The 15,938-nt window shown below is 69.0% G+C and carries 14 protein-coding genes and 3 tRNA genes; 10 read left to right on the forward strand and 7 right to left on the reverse strand.

Annotated elements, in window-relative coordinates; genetic code table 11:
- Positions 1-9: 9 nt before the first annotated feature.
- The 5 genes from BWI15_RS29070 to BWI15_RS29090 all read left to right on the forward strand — a co-directional run bounded on the left by BWI15_RS29070 (position 10) and on the right by BWI15_RS29090 (position 8,468).
- Positions 10-981, forward strand: a complete 972-nt coding sequence (locus BWI15_RS29070; RefSeq protein ID WP_077017742.1) for an ROK family protein — start codon at positions 10-12, stop codon at positions 979-981.
- Positions 978-1,574, forward strand: a complete 597-nt coding sequence (locus BWI15_RS29075) for a D-sedoheptulose-7-phosphate isomerase (protein ID WP_077017743.1) — start codon at positions 978-980, stop codon at positions 1,572-1,574. Before BWI15_RS29070 ends, BWI15_RS29075 begins: the two co-directional genes overlap by 4 nt.
- An 87-nt stretch (positions 1,575-1,661) precedes the next feature.
- Positions 1,662-4,139 carry an alpha-mannosidase gene (locus BWI15_RS29080; protein WP_077017744.1) on the forward strand — a complete coding sequence of 826 codons (2,478 nt, stop codon included), beginning with the start codon at positions 1,662-1,664 and terminating at the stop codon, positions 4,137-4,139.
- 1 nt (position 4,140) lies between these two features.
- Positions 4,141-6,594 (forward strand): glycoside hydrolase family 2 protein, encoded by a 2,454-nt coding sequence (locus BWI15_RS29085; protein WP_077017745.1) that lies wholly within the window; start codon positions 4,141-4,143, stop codon positions 6,592-6,594.
- Positions 6,585-8,468, forward strand: a complete 1,884-nt coding sequence (locus tag BWI15_RS29090) for a hypothetical protein (protein WP_143465945.1) — start codon at positions 6,585-6,587, stop codon at positions 8,466-8,468. Before BWI15_RS29085 ends, BWI15_RS29090 begins: the two co-directional genes overlap by 10 nt.
- Before the next feature lie 14 nt (positions 8,469-8,482).
- Here the strand turns inward: BWI15_RS29090 and BWI15_RS29095 are convergent, their stop codons facing one another.
- Together BWI15_RS29095 and BWI15_RS29100 are read right to left on the reverse strand one after the other, a co-directional pair.
- Positions 8,483-9,349 (reverse strand): aldolase, encoded by an 867-nt coding sequence (locus tag BWI15_RS29095; RefSeq protein ID WP_202817758.1) that lies wholly within the window; start codon positions 9,347-9,349, stop codon positions 8,483-8,485.
- Positions 9,350-9,368: 19 nt separating this feature from the next.
- Positions 9,369-10,607, reverse strand: a complete 1,239-nt coding sequence (locus tag BWI15_RS29100; RefSeq protein ID WP_168197392.1) for an FGGY-family carbohydrate kinase — start codon at positions 10,605-10,607, stop codon at positions 9,369-9,371.
- A gap of 189 nt (positions 10,608-10,796) precedes the next feature.
- Between BWI15_RS29100 and BWI15_RS29105 the strand changes: the two genes are divergently transcribed.
- The gene (locus BWI15_RS29105) at positions 10,797-11,528 is read left to right on the forward strand and encodes a polyprenol monophosphomannose synthase (protein ID WP_077017747.1); all 732 of its coding nucleotides are present in this window, start codon (positions 10,797-10,799) and stop codon (positions 11,526-11,528) included.
- Between the two features lie 162 nt (positions 11,529-11,690).
- Here the strand turns inward: BWI15_RS29105 and BWI15_RS29110 are convergent, their stop codons facing one another.
- On the reverse strand, positions 11,691-12,032 hold the full coding sequence (locus BWI15_RS29110; protein WP_441327748.1) for a metallopeptidase family protein: 342 nt from the start codon (positions 12,030-12,032) through the stop codon (positions 11,691-11,693).
- Positions 12,033-12,409: 377 nt separating this feature from the next.
- Here BWI15_RS29110 and BWI15_RS29115 point away from each other — a divergent pair.
- The 3 genes from BWI15_RS29115 (at position 12,410) to BWI15_RS29125 (ending at position 12,738) form a co-directional block, all read left to right on the forward strand.
- A tRNA-Glu gene (locus tag BWI15_RS29115) sits at positions 12,410-12,482 on the forward strand.
- A 59-nt stretch (positions 12,483-12,541) separates the two neighbouring features.
- Positions 12,542-12,618 (forward strand) — tRNA-Asp (locus tag BWI15_RS29120).
- Positions 12,619-12,665: 47 nt separating this feature from the next.
- Positions 12,666-12,738, forward strand: a tRNA-Phe gene (locus BWI15_RS29125).
- A gap of 349 nt (positions 12,739-13,087) precedes the next feature.
- Here BWI15_RS29125 and BWI15_RS40255 read toward each other — a convergent pair.
- The 4 genes from BWI15_RS40255 to BWI15_RS29140 form a co-directional block, all read right to left on the reverse strand.
- Positions 13,088-13,438 (reverse strand): hypothetical protein, encoded by a 351-nt coding sequence (locus tag BWI15_RS40255; RefSeq protein WP_237771508.1) that lies wholly within the window; start codon positions 13,436-13,438, stop codon positions 13,088-13,090.
- 1 nt (position 13,439) lies between these two features.
- A complete protein-coding gene (locus BWI15_RS29130) occupies positions 13,440-14,156 on the reverse strand; it encodes a methyltransferase domain-containing protein (protein ID WP_237771509.1) in 717 nt (238 codons plus the stop codon).
- A 480-nt stretch (positions 14,157-14,636) separates the two neighbouring features.
- The gene (gene tgmA, locus BWI15_RS29135) at positions 14,637-14,915 is read right to left on the reverse strand and encodes a putative ATP-grasp-modified RiPP (RefSeq protein WP_077017749.1); all 279 of its coding nucleotides are present in this window, start codon (positions 14,913-14,915) and stop codon (positions 14,637-14,639) included.
- A 24-nt stretch (positions 14,916-14,939) separates the two neighbouring features.
- Entirely contained in the window at positions 14,940-15,176 is a 237-nt protein-coding gene (locus BWI15_RS29140) for a hypothetical protein (RefSeq protein ID WP_077017750.1), read from the reverse strand.
- Positions 15,177-15,578: 402 nt separating this feature from the next.
- Between BWI15_RS29140 and BWI15_RS39015 the strand changes: the two genes are divergently transcribed.
- Positions 15,579-15,794 carry a hypothetical protein gene (locus BWI15_RS39015; RefSeq protein WP_143465947.1) on the forward strand — a complete coding sequence of 72 codons (216 nt, stop codon included), beginning with the start codon at positions 15,579-15,581 and terminating at the stop codon, positions 15,792-15,794.
- Positions 15,795-15,938 lie beyond the last annotated feature (144 nt).

Here is a 15,938-nt window from a genome sequence, read left to right on the forward strand (position 1 = left end):
ACCGAGCGCATGCCTGAGCCAACCGTGCTCGCCCTGGACGTGGGCGGGACCAAGCTCGCCACCGGCGTGGTCGCTGCCGACGGCACCGTGCTGTCGTTCCGCACCGTCGAGACCGCGGTGCACGAGGGCCCGGACGCGGTCGTCGGCCGGCTGCTCGACCTGGCCGAGAAGACGCTGGCCGAGGCCGGGCACCCGGAAGTGATTGCCGTCGGCATCGGTTGTGGCGGGCCGCTGAATCCCAGCACCGGCGTGATCCTCGGCCCGCCCGGCCTGCCCGGCTGGGACGAGGTGCCGCTGGCCCGGATGGTGACCGAGCGGCTCGGCCTTCCGGCGTACGTGGAGAACGACGCGACGGCCGCCGCGCTCGCCGAGCACCGGTGGGGCGGCTGGGGTGTGAACAGCCTTGTCTACTTGACGATCTCGACCGGTTTCGGTGGCGGGGTGGTCATCGACGGCGAGCTGTTCCGCGGTGCCGCGGGCCAGGGCGGCGAGCTCGGCCACGTGGTCGTCGACTGGCAGGGCCGCGAGTGCGGCTGCGGCGCTCGCGGCTGCGCCGAAGCCTACGTCTCCGGTACGTCGGTCGCCCGCCGCGCGACCGAGGCCTTGACCGCACGGACCTCCTCCCTGGCAACGATTCCCCACGTGACCGCGCGGGACGTGGCCGAGCACGCCCGCGCGGGTGATGCATTAGCCCGCGAGGTGTGGGACGAGACGACGGCGATGCTCGGGCGGATGGTCGCGGTGATCATCAACGTCTGCGAGCCGGCGCTGGTCGTGCTCGGCGGCGGCGTGACCCGAGCCGGTGCGTTCCTGCTGGATCCGGTCCGCGAGGGCGCGCTCCGGCAGGCGATGCCGCCGGCGGCGAAGGCCTGCGACGTCGTACTGAGTCATCACGGCGATCAGGCGGGTGTGCTCGGCGCGGCCGCCATCGCTTTTCACCGAATCGACGACAACTCCGAGCGCCCGGAAGGCGACGCATGACCGAGCTTCAGGTGGAACGTTTGCTGGACACCCAGCTCGATCGGCACGCGGAGGTGACAGCCGCGATGCGGGCCAACCTGCCGCAGGTGCAGGCCGTCGCCGACGAGCTGATCCGGCGGCTCGCCGCGGGCGGCGTGCTGTACACGTACGGTAACGGCGGCTCCGCGGCGGACGCGCAGCACCTCGTCGGCGAGCTGATCGGCCGGTACCTGCGTGAGCGGCGTCCGCTCCCGGCGGTGGCCCTGGTCGGCGACGCGGCCGTGGTGAGCTGCATCGCCAACGACTACTCCTACGACGACGTCTTCGCCCGGCAGGTCCAGGCGCTGGCGCGGCCGCAGGACATGGTGGTGGGTTTCAGCACCTCGGGCACTTCACCTACCGTGGTGAAGGGCCTTGCCGCAGCCCGGGCGAACGGCGCCTGTTCGGTCGCCTTCACCTCCACCCGCGGCGGGGACCTCGCCGCGGCGGCCGACCTGGCCGTGGTCGTCCCGGCCGACGAGACGGCCAGGATCCAGGAGATGCACCTGCTCGCCCTGCACCTGATCAGCGAGCTGGTCGACCGCTGGGCCGACGGTACCGAGCCGGCGTCCTGAGTTTCCCCTTTGCACGACAGATCCGACGTACGCACATCTTCAGGCCCGGCCCAGCAGCGTGACCGGTGCCCCAACCATGGAGTGTCCATGACCCGTGGCCCCCTGCACATGATCGGCAACGCCCACATCGACGCGGTGTGGCTCTGGCAGTGGCAGGAGGGGTACCAAGAAGTCCGCGCCACCTTCCGCTCCGCCCTGGACCGGATGGACGAGTACCCCGACTACGTGTTCACCGCCGACTCGGTCGCCTACTTCAGCTGGATCGCCGAGCACGACCCCGGCCTGTTCGACCGGATCCGCAAGCGGGTCGCCGAGGGCCGGTTCGAGATCGTCGGCGGCTGGTGGGTCGAGCCGGACTGCAATCTGCCCGGCGGTGAGGCCTTCGTCCGGCACGCGCTGTACTCGCAGCGCTGGCTGGCCGAGCACCTCGGCGTGATCGCCACCGTCGGCTGCAACGTCGACCCGTTCGGCCACAACGCGACCCTGCCGCAGCTGCTCAGCAAGGCGCGGCTCGACTCCTACGCCTTCCTCCGGCCGCAGTCGCACGAGCGGGAGCTGCCGGGGCAGAAGTTCTGGTGGGAGTCGATGGACGGCTCGCGCGTGCTGGCCTACCGGATCCCACACGAGTACTGCTCGCCCGGCGGCGAGATCTCCGGCCACGTGACCAAGGCGCTGCAGCAGCTCCCGGTCACCACCGAGCCGCTGATGGTCTTCTACGGCGTCGGCAACCACGGCGGCGGACCGACGATCGAGAACATCGAGTCGATCAAGCAGCTCGCCCAGCGTGACCTGTTCCCGACCATGTTCCCGTCCACGATGCGGCGGTTCTTCGACGAGGCCCGCGGCTTCGACGACATCCCGGTGCACAGCACCGAGCTGCAGCCACACGCGATCGGCTGCTACGCCGCCCACTCCGAGGTCAAGCGGCAGAACCGGCTGGCCGAGCAGCTGCTGCTCGCCGCCGAGAAGTGGACCACGGTCGCCGGCGTTCTCAGCGGTACGCCGGACGCCACCGCCGAGCTCGGGCACGCCTGGAAGCAGGTGTTGTTCAACCAGTTCCACGACATCGCTGCCGGGACGGCGATCGAGCCGGCCTACGACGACGCGCGCGACCAGCTCGGCGAGGCCAAGTCGATCGCGGCCCGGCTGGCGAACCGGTCGATCCAGTCGATCGCCCGGCAGATCGACGTACCGGCCGAGGAGAAGATGGTCCCGGTCGCGGTGTTCAACCCGCACCCGTGGCCGGTGACCGCGACCGTCGAGCTCGAGCTCGGATACCCGGCGCCGTTGCGGGGCGCGATCGCGGTGACCGAGGGCCTGGCGGGCCGGACGCTGGAGATGCAGGAGATCCGGTCGGCGGCGACCGCGAACGGCCGTCGCCGGGTCGCGTTCGTCGCGGACCTGCCGGCCCTGGGCTATCAGCTCTACACGCTGCGGCCGGGCGAATCGGCGTACCACCTCGGAACGCCGTCGCGGGACGACCTGGTGCTGGACAACGGCATCGTGCGGGTCGAGGTCGACCCGAAGACCGGCTGGCTGAAGTCGCTGGCGACCGCTGACGGCCCGAACCTGGTGCCGGGCAGGAAAAAGCAGGTCGCGCACGCGCAGGTGATCGACGACGACACCGACACCTGGAGCCACGGTGTCCGCTCGCTGTGGAAGGAGTCCGGTGCGTTCGAGGTGACCCGGATCCGCCGGCTGGCCGACGGCCCGGTCCGGCAGATCGTCCGGGTCGAGTCGGCGTACGAGCGCTCCACGCTGGTCGAGGAGTACGTGCTGGACGCCGGCGCCGACGCCGTCGAGGTGCGGGTCACGATCGACTGGCGGGAGCAGCTGAAGACGCTCAAGCTGTGCTTCCCGTTCGCGCTCGACGACGCCGAGGCGACGCACGAGATCCCGTACGGGCACCTGGTCCGCGAGCAGAACCGCGAGGAGGTGCCGTCGCACGCCTGGGTGGACCTGTCCGGGCCGGGCGGGGGTGTCGCGTTGCTCAACGACGGGAAGTACTCGTTCGCCGTTGACGGGTCCGTCGACGGCCGGCCGGTGCTGGCGATGACCTGCGTGCGCTCGCCCGTGTACGCGTGGCACGACCCGCGGCGGCTCGACGACGACGGGATCTACGAGTACCTCGATCAGGGAATCCAGAAGGTCCGGTACCGGCTGCAGCCGCACGCGGGTGACTGGCGAGCGGCCGGTGTCGTGCGCAACGCGGCGGTCCTCAACCAGCCGGTGACGCCGCTGATCGAGTGCTTCCACCGTGGGCCGCTGCCGGAGCAGCAGTCGTTCGTCTCCGTCGAGGGGCCGGACGCCGACCAGATCGTGCTGAGCGTGCTCAAGAAGGACGAGGACGACAACGGCGCGGTCGTGGTCCGCGGCTACGAGACCAGCGGGCGGGAGGCTTCGGTGACGATCGCGCTGCCGTTCCTCGGCCGGAGCGTGGAGACGGTCTTCCGTCCTGGTGAGGTGAAGACGCTCGTGCTCGGCGCCGCCGGGGACGCCCCCGCTGTCGAGGTCGACCTGCTGGAGTGGGATCCGAACAAGCCGCCGCCTGGTGTGATCCGCTGAGATGCGGATCCCGCTCGACCGGACCCCGTGGCGGGTCCGGGGGTTCTTGGGACACGAGTGGCGCCACCACCGGGTCTGGGGCCCGCTGCGGGAGCACGACGCGTGGCTGCCGGCCCGGGTGCCGGGCAGCGTCGTCGACGACCTGTGGCGGGCCGGCGCGGTCCCCGATCCGTACGCCGGACTGAACACCCGGGCGATCGAGTGGATCGCGGACCGGCACTGGGCCTATCGGCACGAATTCCAGCTCGCATCGCCCGAGGACGGCCGGCGGGCGTGGTTGTGCCTGGACGGCGTCGACCACAGCGCGGTCGTGTTCCTGGACGGCGTGGAGCTCGGCCGGGTCGACGGCATGTTCGTCGCTTCCCGGTTCGACGTGACCGAGCTGCTGCGGTCCGGGACATCGCACGTCGTGGTGGTCGTGGTCGAGCCGGCGCCGCCGAGCGAGCCGCAGGTCGGGCACACGTCCGCCGTCGGGGTGCACAAGTCGCGGATGACCTACGGGTGGGACTTCTGTCCGCGACTGGTGCACCAGGGCATCTGGCAGGCGGCGTACGTCGAGGTGACCGGACCGGCCAGCATCGCCGAGGTGGCGGTCGTCCCGTCGATCGAGGACGGGCGGGCGCTGGTGAGCGTCGCCGTGGAGGTCGATGCTCCGGGCAACTACGAGGTCGAGCGGGTGCTGACTTCGCCGCAAGGTGACGTGCTGGACGGGTTGGTGGTCGAGGATCCGCAGCTGTGGTGGCCCAACGGGCATGGCGAGCAGCCGCTCTACACGCTCACCGTGCGGGTCTGGGTGAACGGACGGGTGAGTGACGTCCGCGAACTGCCGATCGGGCTGCGAACGCTGGACTTCTACCCCGTCGACGAAAGCGCGCTGCCGTACGGCGTGGTGGTGAACGGCCGTCGCATCTTCAGCAAGGGCTGGAACTGGGTCCCGCTGGACCTCGCGTACGGCGTACCGCGGCAGGAGCGGCTGGAGCACCTCCTTGATCTCGCGGTGGCCGCCGGCGTGACGATGCTGCGGGTCTGGGGTGGTGGGCTGATCGAGACCCCGGAGTTCTACGCGGCGTGCGACCGGCGTGGTCTGCTGGTCTGGCAGGAGTTCTCCCAGTCCAGCTCGGGCATCACGTCCACGCCGTCCGACGATCCGGCGTACGTCGGGATGCTGCGCGAACAGGCCGAGCAGATCGTGCCCCGGCTGCGGAATCACCCCTCGCTCGCGATCTGGGGCGGCGGCAACGAGTTGCAGGCCGGCGAGGGCGAGCCGCTCGACGACCGGACGCCGGTGCTCGGGACGCTGGGTGAGGTGGTGCGGCGGCTCGACCCCTCGCGGCTGTGGTTGCCGACGTCACCGACCGGGCCGGCGTTTCTCAACCGGCGCGATGCGATCGCGGAAGCGCCGGACGATCAGCACGACGTGCATGGGCCGTGGGAGCACCAGGGCCTGGTCGATCACTACGCCTTGTACGACGCGGGAACGGCGATGCTGCTCAGCGAGTTCGGGGTGGAGGGCGCGACGACGCCTCGCACGGTGGCTCGGGTGGTGCCCGAAGCCGAGCGCCGGATGCCCACCCGCGGACGGCCGGTCTGGGACCACCTCGGCCGCTGGTGGAACAACGAGGACCTGGTGCAGCGCTGCTTCGGCGGGGCGATCGGCGACCTGACGACGTTGGGGCTGGCCAGCCAGTTCCTCCAGCGCGACGGCCTGCAGTACGCCGTGGAGGCACATCGCCGCCGGACGTCACGATGCGTCGGGACGTTCCCGTGGCAGTTCAACGAGCCCTATCCCAATGCGTGGTGCACGTCGGCGGTGACGTGGAGCGGTGAGCCGAAGCCGGCGTACTACGGCGTGGCGGCGGCGTACCGTCCGGTGCTGGTCGGGGCGGTTTGCTCGCGGCAGAGCTGGTACGGCGTACCGGAACTTCGCTTGGCCCTGTGGGCCCTGTCTGACACCCCGGTCGAGGCCGCCACCGTCATCGCCCGCCTCGTGCTGCTGGACGGGACCGAGCTCGCTCGGCGGTCGTTCCCAGATGTGCGGTTGTCGGGCAATGTTCCGATCGGCGAGCTGCGGCTGCCCACTCCAGCAGGTTGCTTCGTCGTCGATCTGAAGGTGGTTGCTGACGGCAACGTAATCGCTGATCGCCGCTACCTTTTGACTGGCGCCGAGGATCTGTCCGAGCTGTTGTCGCTCGAGCCTCACATCGGAGCAAGCGAACACAACGGCCGGCTGACGATCCGGCACCTCGCCGGACCCGCGGCGCCGTTCGTGCGGGTGCTGGACGGGCGACCGCTCGGCGGCGACGCGGACGGGTGGATGGTCTGCTCGGACAGCGGCTTCGTCCTGCTGCCCGGGGAGGAACGGGTACTCGATCTGGACTGGGTCGGAGTCCGAGGTGAGCGGCTGGTCAGTGTCGACGGGCTCGGCCTGCGAGAAGGAGTGGTTCGATGCAGGTGACGGTCGAGGACGAACGCGGCAATCGGGTGGACGACGGGCCCTGGCAGCTCGATTTGACGATCACGCCGGTGGCGGATGGTGAGCACTGGGTGCGGCTTCGCGTCGTCTACACCGGGATTGAGCCGATCGACGCGCGCCTGCGCGTCGAGGTGCCGCTGCCGGGTGGGTCCGGGCATCCGCACTGGCTGATCCCAGGGCTGTTCTACGGCGACAACCGGGATCCGGCCTGCGCGCGGCTCTATCCGCGCTTTGCGCCCGGCGGGCTGGACGCCGAGAAGCTGGTCGCCGACCGGTGGGCCTTTCGCGCCGATCGGGCTGCGACGCCGGTGGTTTTCGGCTGGGACCAGTCGGGCGGTGTCGCGCTCGAGACCGATGCCACGACGTCCTTGGGACTCACCGGCCTGGGCTTCGGTGAATCCGAGGACGGGCGGCGGATCTGGGTCAGCTTTCCTTATCGGGAAGAGCCGTTCAGCTACGTCGGCGAACCGCGCGGTGTCGCGCCACTGTCGGCGGTGCACCGTTGGCAGCCGGGCGAATCGCACGAGCTGCGGCTCGGGCTTTGGCAGCTGCCGGCCGACACGGATTCCTACGCCCCGGTCCTGAGCCATTTGCGGTCTCGTGAGCGATCGGCCCGGCCGCCGGTCGAGCCGTGGGTCGATGTGCCGACCGCGGCCGAGCTCACGGCGTACGGGCTGTGGAGGTGGCACTACCGCACCGATCCGGCGGTGCTGACGGAGACGGCCTTGTTCGACCGGGAGCTGGCCGGGGACTTCGCCGGTACGCCGGGGCAGGGCGATCGGCTGGCGATGCACGTCGCGTGGGTGAGCGGCATCCCTTACGCGCAAGCGTTGCTGCGCCATGGCCGGCGGACCGGCAATCAGCAGTACGTCGACGCCGGCATCGCGGTGATCGACCACATCACCGGGGAACTCACTCTGGCGGGCACCTTCTGGGGCGTCTGGTACGCCGAGCGCGGCTGGACCCAGTCATGGACGCCGGTACCGCGCGGGCTGCACGCCCGAACGCTGGCCGAGGCGACGCTGTTCACGGTGCGCGCGCTGGCGGCCGAACCGGTCGAGCACCCGCGCTGGCGGGCGGCTGCGCTCGCCAACCTCGACTTCGCGGTCGGCGTCCAAGATGCTTCCGGCAACTTGGGAAGTCTGTACCACGCGGACACCGGCGAGGTGCTGTCCCGTCTGGGCGCGGCCGGGCTGACCTGGGTGACGGCGCTCGCGGAGGCGTACGAGTTGTTCGGCGACGAGCGGTATCTGGACGCCGCGCGGCGCGGTGCGGCGTACTACGCGGCGGACGTGCGGAACGGGACGTTGTGCGGAGCCCCGGAAGACGTCGACCTGGCGCCGACTTCCGAGGACGGTTACGCGGCGGTGATGGCGTATGTCGCGCTGCACCGGGTGGATCCGGTCGCGCGGTGGGTCGAACTGGCTCGCTCGGCGGCGGACTGGATGCTCACCTTTCGCTACAGCTACGACGTGTCGTTCGCTCCGGAGACGATTCTCGGCGCCTACGGTTTCCGCTCGCGCGGGGCTGATCAGGCGAGTCCGTCGAATCAGCATCTGCACAACTACGGGTTGATCTGCACCCGGGAGCTGGCCGAGTTGTCGACGCTGACCGGGGACCCTTCGTACGCGGTGTCGGCGGCGGAGCATCTGCGGTGTTTCCGGCAATTCGTCGCGCGGCGCGATGGTGATTTCAACGCGCGGCGCGGAATGGTGACCGAGCGGTACTACCAGACGGAGTGCTTCGGGCCGCCTGGTGCGGTGCTGACGTTGTCGCACTCGTGGTGCATCGGGGTCCTGTTGCTGGCGTGTGAGGACGCGTTGACGGTTGCGGAGCTTCAGTCAGTGCAGTGGTGAGCTCCGCTGCGGTGTCAGTTGTGTCCTACCGCGGCCTGCCACGGGCGGGCCGTGCGGTGGACGATCTCGGCGATCTCCGCCAGCCTTTCCCGGCAGCGAGTCGCCAGCACCGGCACCGGGTCGTCGGCCTCCAGCGCGGGCGTCCACAACGCGCGCCCGGCCAACGTGCCTGAGGCTCCGCCGGTGCAGGCCAGCTCGACCGCACGCGGGAAGTCGTCGCGGGCCACGCCGTTCGACAGCACGACCCACGGAACCGGCAACGTCGCCGTGATCCGCTCGCAGGTCTTCACGATCGCGTCGGCGTCGCCGAGCCCTCGACTCGGCACCTGCGCCTTGTAGAGATCCGGCCGGGTCGGCCCCAGCGCCTCGGCCCCGGCGACGATCGCCTCGTCGAGGTCGAAGTCGTCCTCATCCGGCGCGGGCTGCACGACCGGCTCGAGCACCGACAGCAATCCCGCCGTACGGCACACCTCCACGAACTCCTGGGCCATCTCCAGCCGCCGCGCCTGCTCGCCGTCGCGCTTCCAGATCACCAGCAACTTCAGCGCCACTACCCCGCGCGCCTTCGCCGCCGCGAGATCCTCCAGCTGCGCGCGGTCGAGATGGGTGTCGGTGACCGGACCGCCGCGTTCCTGCGTCAGCTGGTCGACCGCCAGAATCAGCCCCGGCTCGGTCGGCGCGTCGTACCCGGCGTCGATCAGGAAGCCGGAGGCCAGCGGCGCCAGATGCTCGGCGACGGCGGCCTTGAACGCTGTGATCGCGGCCGGATCGTCGGGCCGGCCGTGTTCGGCCAGCATCGTGCGCAGGCTTTCGCGCTGGTCCATGGCGACCATCGCGAAAGTCCCGTCGTCGTAGGACAAGGCCTGCAGTGTCACGTCCACCGGTCTCCCTCCACCGCGATCATCCGACCGCTGTGACCACCTTATGGAATCGATCCCAGAAGAATCCATCCCAAGTCCTGGAGAGTGCCTGAGAAATGCGCACCGGGTTCCCTGTCAGGGCCTGCGAACGGCGTCCGCTCACGACCTCCGCGGCCATCAGCGCCGCCCCTTCGGCCGCCACCGCTTCGCCTTCCACCACTGCGAATCCCCGGCCGCCACCGGCCAGCGCCTTGCGCCGCATCCACCCCTCGAGCCGGGTGGGACCACCGAAGGCGATCGTGTCCTGCCAGTCGATCCCAAGCAGCCGCGTCTGCTCCTCGGCCATCCAGCGGGCGTGGAAGCTCAGCCCGTCCACCAGCGCGCGCAGCTCGGCGGCGGGATCGGCGGCGGGTGCGCGTACGTCGTACGAGGCGGTCGGGTCGGGCAGTGGCGCCTGCCGGCCGGTCGGGTACGGGGCGATGACCTGATCGCTCGGCGGCCCCAGGACCTCGAGGACCCCGACGAGCCAGTCGTAGCCGTGGCCGAAGTGTGCGAGCCGCTCGTCGACCAGGCCACCCGCGGCCGCGTGCCCGGACACGGCGACCCCGCGCCGGCCGTCGGCGTACCAGCCGACGCTGATCCCTTGCCTTCGCAGCTCGTCGTCGATGACGAGTTCCGCGCTCGGCGTGATCACCGCCTCAGAGGTCCCGAGCGAGTCGGCGACCTGCCCAGGCTCGCGGACTCCGGCCGCCCAGGCACCGACGAGGTGGTCATGACCACACAGCACCACTGGTACGCCGGTCGGCAGCGGCCCGGCGATCGTGTGCCCGGCGATCGTCATCGACTCGGCGATCTCGGGCAAGCGGTCCAGACCACCCCAGGCGAGCAGCTCGTCGTCCCAGGTGCGCCGGCGCAGATCGAGTACGCCGTACCGCTGGGCGTGGGTGAGGTGAGTCGCGTACCGGCCGGTCAGCGCGGCGAACACCAGGTCGGGCGCTCCCGCCCAGAGCCGGGTGCGGGCCAGGACGTCTGTGGTGTCAGCCAGCCAGCGCCAGGTGGTCAGCGGAAGCTTCGGGCTGAGCCGCAGACCGGTCCGTGCGTACAGCTCCTGGGGCCCGAACTCGTCTTCGAGGCGCGCGACCTGCTCGACGCCGGGCTGATCCCGCCAGCTGATCAGGTCGGTGAGCGGCTCGTAGTCCGCTCCGAGCGGTGCCCCGGTCTCGGCCATTCCGGCGATGCCGACGCCTTCGATCCGTTCCCCGGCGGCGATCTCAGCCACCAGTTTCAGCGTCGTCGCGACCAGTTCAGCCGCCGTCCGCGGGGTTGTCGCCGACAGCACCTTGGTTTGGGGCCAGAGGCACACTTTGGTGTTGGTGGTACCGACATCTATTCCCAGCCACGTCACCTAACAGAATCTAGACCGGTTGATGCGATAGCGTCCTAGGTCCCCGAAGAAGGAAACAGGTTCATGGGCGAGAGCTCCTCCAAGATCATCGTCGTCGTCCCGACGTACAACGAGCGGGACAACCTGCCGGAGCTGGCCAAGCTCCTGGCCGACCTGCAGCTGCCCGGGCTGCAGATGCTGGTCGTCGACGACAACTCCCCCGACGGTACCGGCGACGTGGCCGACGAGCTGGCCAAGGCCGCGCCGGAGCAGGTCGGCGTACTGCACCGGACCGAGAAGGACGGCCTCGGCCGCGCCTACGTGGCCGGGATCACCCGCGCGCTCGACGAGGGCGCCGACATCGTGATCCAGATGGACGCGGACCTGTCCCACCCGGCGTCGGTCCTGCCGACGATGGTCGAGACGCTGCGGACCACCGACGCGGGCGTGGTGATCGGCTCACGCTACGTCCCCGGCGGCTCCGCGGCCGCCGAGTGGGCCTGGCACCGCCGGCTGCTCTCGGCCTGGGCGAACTTCTACGTCAACACGATCCTGCGCCTGCACGTCAAGGACGCCACCGCCGGCTTCAAGGCCTGGAAGGCCGACACGCTGCGCGCGATCGAGGTCGGCTCGATCCAGAGCAACGGCTACTCGTTCCAGGTCGAGATGAACCACCGCGCCGTCCGCCGCGGCTTCCGCATCGCCGAGGTCCCGATCCGCTTCGAGGAACGCACCCACGGCGCATCCAAGATGAGCCTGAAGGTCCAGCTCGAGTCGGCCCTGATGCCCTGGAAGCTGCTCTTCCGCCGCTCCTGATCCCGCCGGGGCTCGTTGAGCCCGGTGCAGGTGGTTTTGCGCGCCCGCATGTTCCGGTACGGCGTACCGGGGTGTGCGGGCGTTTCGTCGTGCTGGGGTTTGCGGGCGGTCGTCGCGCGGGGGTCTACGGGCAGTCGTCGTGCTGGGTTTTGGTGCCCCGGCTCAGTCGTACCCGAGCTCGTGCAACCGAGCGTCATCGATCCCGAAGTGGTGCGCGATCTCGTGCACGACCGTGATGTTCACCTCATCCACCACATCCTCGACCGTCTCGCACATCGCCAGCGTCGGATTGCGATAGATCGTGATCCGATCCGGCAACACCCCGCCGTACCAGTTGCCGCGCTCGGTCAGCGGAATCCCCTCATAGATCCCAAGCAACCCCGGGTCACTGGCCGGCGCGTCGTCCTCCACGAAAATCGCGACGTTGTCGATCAGAGACGCCAACTCAACCGGCACCTCATCCAGCGCCTCGGCCACCAGCACCTCGAAGTCCGCCCGGCTCATCTCGATCACGGCCCCAGCCTAGTGAGCCCCACCACACGCCTACCCGTCGACGCGAAGCCGCAGTCGGCCGCGCACAACCCCACCCAGCCCGCACGCCACCCAGCGGCGCCCCCTCCTGCCCGCAAGTCCCCACCGCCACCTACGGCCCCTCCACCAGCGGCACGCCCACCAGCCCCTCATTCGCCGATCGCCCAAGACCACAGCTCAGCCACTCAGCAACGTCACCCCGGCAGCCAGCCCTCCCAGCACCCACCCCCACCCCCATCCCAGGCCCTTCCCAGGCGGGCCACCCCCCGTCCCAGAACTCGTTTTGGACCCTGGCCAAGTCTCATCTATGCTTACGGCTGTCCCTGGAGCTTCGGCTCCCGCGGGTCCGAGTCCCCATCGTCTAGTGGCCTAGGACGCTGCCCTTTCAAGGCGGTAACGCGGGTTCGAATCCCGTTGGGGATACGGTCGAAAGGCCGATTAATTGAACAGTTCGAAGATGGTGTACCATCGTCGAGCATCCTGGCCCAGTAGCGCAGTTGGTTAGCGTGCCGCCCTGTCACGGCGGAGGTCGCGGGTTCGAGTCCCGTCTGGGTCGCCAGGAGAAGGCGGCGGATGTCCAAGCATCCGCCGCCGCCTTTTCTCCCCGGTCAGGTAGCTCAGCTGGTAGAGCGTCCGCCTGAAAAGCGGAAGGTCGGCGGTTCGAGACCGCCCCTGACCACACGAACCCTCTCCGGCTTCCGGGGAGGGATTTTCTTTCCCACGCGAGCTACGCAGCCGCCTTCCGTCGCTCCGCTCCTCCAGGCACCAGCTACGCGCGCTCCCGCCCACCCTCCGGCTTGGCGCCGGCGGAGGTTGCCTGCTTATCGCAGGCGTTGCCCGGCTGGCGCCGGGAGTATCCGGCTACCGCCGGGCTGTGGGCTTATCGCCCTCCGTCCGCGCGCTTATCGCGCGTGTCAGCTCCCAGGCGCCGACCTCCCCCGTCGACGTGATCGTGCTCACCTCGCCGTACGGGCAAGGCGGCTCGCGACTGAATACAAGCCCCGCGCCTCCGACCGTCGAGACCTCACTCAGGCAACGGCTCCAGCCGGTGCACCGGCGAGGAAGATCTCCTGACCTGCCGCGGTCACGGTCAGCCAGTATTGCTCACGCGGTGGACGGCCGGCACCGAGCCAGGCGTCATGTGCGGCCTCGACGTTGTCCCAGACCACGCCAGGACCACCCTGCACCACCAAGCCGCCGACGAACCGGGCCCAGGAACCCTCGGAGTGAAAGGCGATCGGAACACCATCGATACTCATCGTGCGGACATCGGGATTCGTCAGGTCGAGCCAGAACCGGGCCTCGTTGTCTCGGTAGATCGATATGTCGAAGCGATATGGCCGGCTGACGCCGACACCATTCACCGCGAGCTCGATCAACTCACCGATCGCCGCCGGCTCCGGCTGATGCCGTAGCGGCATGAAGTACGCCGAGTTCGGCAGGAACTGTCCTGCCGCGTCGTTGCCTGTTGCTCCCTTCCGGAGTACGGCAACGCCGGCTCCCAGTGGGAGTGACGACGACCCCGCCCGACCGAAGCTGGCGAAGCCAGGCGTCCGGAACGTAGTCGAGCCGACAGGTCGCGATGACAGCGTCGTACGGCCCGCCGGCCGGATAGCCGTCCACGCCATCGGCGACCGCTGGCAGCGGCCTGTAGCCCGCCTCTCCGAGCCTCATCCGAGCTTGTGCGACCAGGTCAGGATCGATGTCGACACTCGTCACCCGATCAGCGCCCAACCTCTCCGAGAGCAACGCCGCGTTGTATCCAGTCCCCGTGCCAATCTCGACAACCCGCTCGTCGCCGTTGAGCTCGAGCGCTTCGAGCATGCTCGCCATCAAGCTCGGGGCGGTCGAGGAAGATCTGACGTCCTCAGTGGTGACCAGATGGATGTCGGAGTAGATCGTCGACAGCCACTGCTCTGCGGCGGCCGAGTCAACGACCGAGCTGCCGTGCTGGTCGTTCCGACAGAACCGGGGCACGAACAAGTGCCGCGGCACTGCGCCGAAAGCGGCCTGCCAGCGCGGATCAGGGATGTTGCCGTTCACAACAAGTTCACTGACCACTTTCTTCAGATCTGTAGCTGCCTGGCGTCCACTCATCGGCAACTGCTCTCCAGGAAATCGGCGATCGCGCGGGCGATGGGACCCGTAGCTCGGGGATGTAGGCCCATTGCCCATTGGGATTGGCTTCGAGGAAGACCCATCCGCCATGGCCGACGGGCTGTGGAGCCAGACCGCTTCGGGCAGGCTGCTCAGAACTCCAGAGAACCCATGCCTCGCCCGGGAACGAGCAAACGCTTCCTCGCTGGTCGTTCCACCACGCGCGAGCCGGAATTCCGACGGCCGGCGGTAGTAGATGGCCCGAAGCGATTGCAACTCGATCTCTCGAGGTGTGTCAGAGAGGTGGCCCTCCCAGGCGATCCCGCCTGGATCGAGCCTCGCCGTGAGACAAAGGTCGGCCCGGATCGCAGCGTAAGAACGGTATTCCCCTGGCGTTGAGCTGGTGCAGGACGACCGTTGGGTCGTCATCGTGCGTCAGCACCAAGATCTGCGGAGGTTCGGTCATCGGCATGAGTCCGCCTACTTGTCGTCAGCCATCCAGTCCACGGTCAGAACGTCCTTGCCGTCGGACTCCGTGTGCGTCATGGTCGCCGCAACCGGCATGACTTCGGTCGCCACTCGTCCGTCCACGAGGCCGATCTGCCGTTCCCGGCAGAGCGTCACGTTCGGGCGACTGAACCGCGGGCGCCCCGGCGAGTAGTCGACGAAGCGCAGACCGAAGGGGCGAACGAACTCCTGCACGGCGATCACCGGAACCTGAGTACTGCTGAGCGAAAAGCGGTCCTCGTCTTGCCACATGGGTTCTCCTGACGAACTTGAGGATCAGAGCACGGTCAACGGCCAGAGCCGTTGCTCGGACGGAATCGGAGGGTGGTCTGGGACATGGTCTGACTCGGTGCGTGCTGTGGGCGGCAGCGGCTCGTTGCTGATGCGCAAGTCTGCGAATCGGCGCTCCATGGCGGCGGCGTACCGGTCGGCGAGCTGGCTCTCGCCGACATAGGTGGCGATCACATGGCTGCCGAACCACACTTGCACCTTGCGGCGCTCAGAAGCCGTCATCGACGGTCTCTCAGATCACGCAACACGTCGATCGCCATCGCCAAGGCCAGCACAGCGGTGACCAGAGCAAGGACGCCCACCTGTACGTTCACGTCAGCTTCCACAGCCTTCCTGATCCAGGTACGCCTGGCCGATCCTCGACCCGGTTCTGCCGCGCGAGGTGGCGCGAGCGTGTTCTGTGGCGAGCGTAGTGATCTGGATCGGATTCGCTGCCGACTACTTCTTGCGGCGGGGACTCACCCCAGCAAGAGCCGGTTTGTTCTGGCCACGTTGCCGACTTGCTGGTGTTCTGGTGTTGCCTCTTCTGCGGGCGTTGCGGACCGCTACAGCGCTTGAGCGGCTTGGGCAAACCTCGACGAGCTTGCGGGGGCAAACCTCACCCATGCCGTAGGGACTGTTGGTTTGCTGGGGTTTGTCGCTGCTGTTGCTGTTCTCGATGCCGAGCGCTACAGCGAAGGAGCGAACATCACGTTGTTCGGCGTTGCGCTTGCCGGGAACATCACAGCCGCTCTGCCCTCGTCGTTCGTCGTACATGTCGGCATCGCGGAGAAGGCCGAGGCGAAACTGCAGGGTCAATGCGAGCCTGACAGCAGAGTAGAGCGACGCACCGGTGATTGACGGAGGACGAGGACGCTTCACGCATCCAGCGACAACAGCGAGCGGTGCCGCCGAGTCGTCAGCTGGGTCGGACACTGGCGCTCACTCAGGCGATGGCGGACCCGTCCAGATCGATTGAACGGGCCCGCCGTACGTCGTAATGCT

This window comes from Kribbella sp. ALI-6-A (genome assembly GCF_001984195.1).
GTDB lineage: Bacteria > Actinomycetota > Actinomycetes > Propionibacteriales > Kribbellaceae > Kribbella.

Excerpts from the sequence above, each read along its gene's own strand:
- BWI15_RS29105 (WP_077017747.1), top strand. The coding sequence starts at position 10,797 with ATGGGCGAGAGCTCCTCCAAGATCATCGTCGTCGTCCCGACGTACAAC.
- BWI15_RS29110 (WP_441327748.1), bottom strand. The coding sequence starts at position 12,032 with ATGAGCCGGGCGGACTTCGAGGTGCTGGTGGCCGAGGCGCTGGATGAG.
- BWI15_RS29090 (WP_143465945.1), top strand. The coding sequence starts at position 6,585 with ATGCAGGTGACGGTCGAGGACGAACGCGGCAATCGGGTGGACGACGGG.
- BWI15_RS29070 (WP_077017742.1), top strand. The coding sequence starts at position 10 with ATGCCTGAGCCAACCGTGCTCGCCCTGGACGTGGGCGGGACCAAGCTC.
- BWI15_RS29085 (WP_077017745.1), top strand. The coding sequence starts at position 4,141 with ATGCGGATCCCGCTCGACCGGACCCCGTGGCGGGTCCGGGGGTTCTTG.
- BWI15_RS29130 (WP_237771509.1), bottom strand. The coding sequence starts at position 14,156 with ATGAGTGGACGCCAGGCAGCTACAGATCTGAAGAAAGTGGTCAGTGAA.
- BWI15_RS29075 (WP_077017743.1), top strand. The coding sequence starts at position 978 with ATGACCGAGCTTCAGGTGGAACGTTTGCTGGACACCCAGCTCGATCGG.
- tgmA (WP_077017749.1), bottom strand. The coding sequence starts at position 14,915 with ATGTGGCAAGACGAGGACCGCTTTTCGCTCAGCAGTACTCAGGTTCCG.
- BWI15_RS29140 (WP_077017750.1), bottom strand. The coding sequence starts at position 15,176 with ATGACGGCTTCTGAGCGCCGCAAGGTGCAAGTGTGGTTCGGCAGCCAT.
- BWI15_RS29080 (WP_077017744.1), top strand. The coding sequence starts at position 1,662 with ATGACCCGTGGCCCCCTGCACATGATCGGCAACGCCCACATCGACGCG.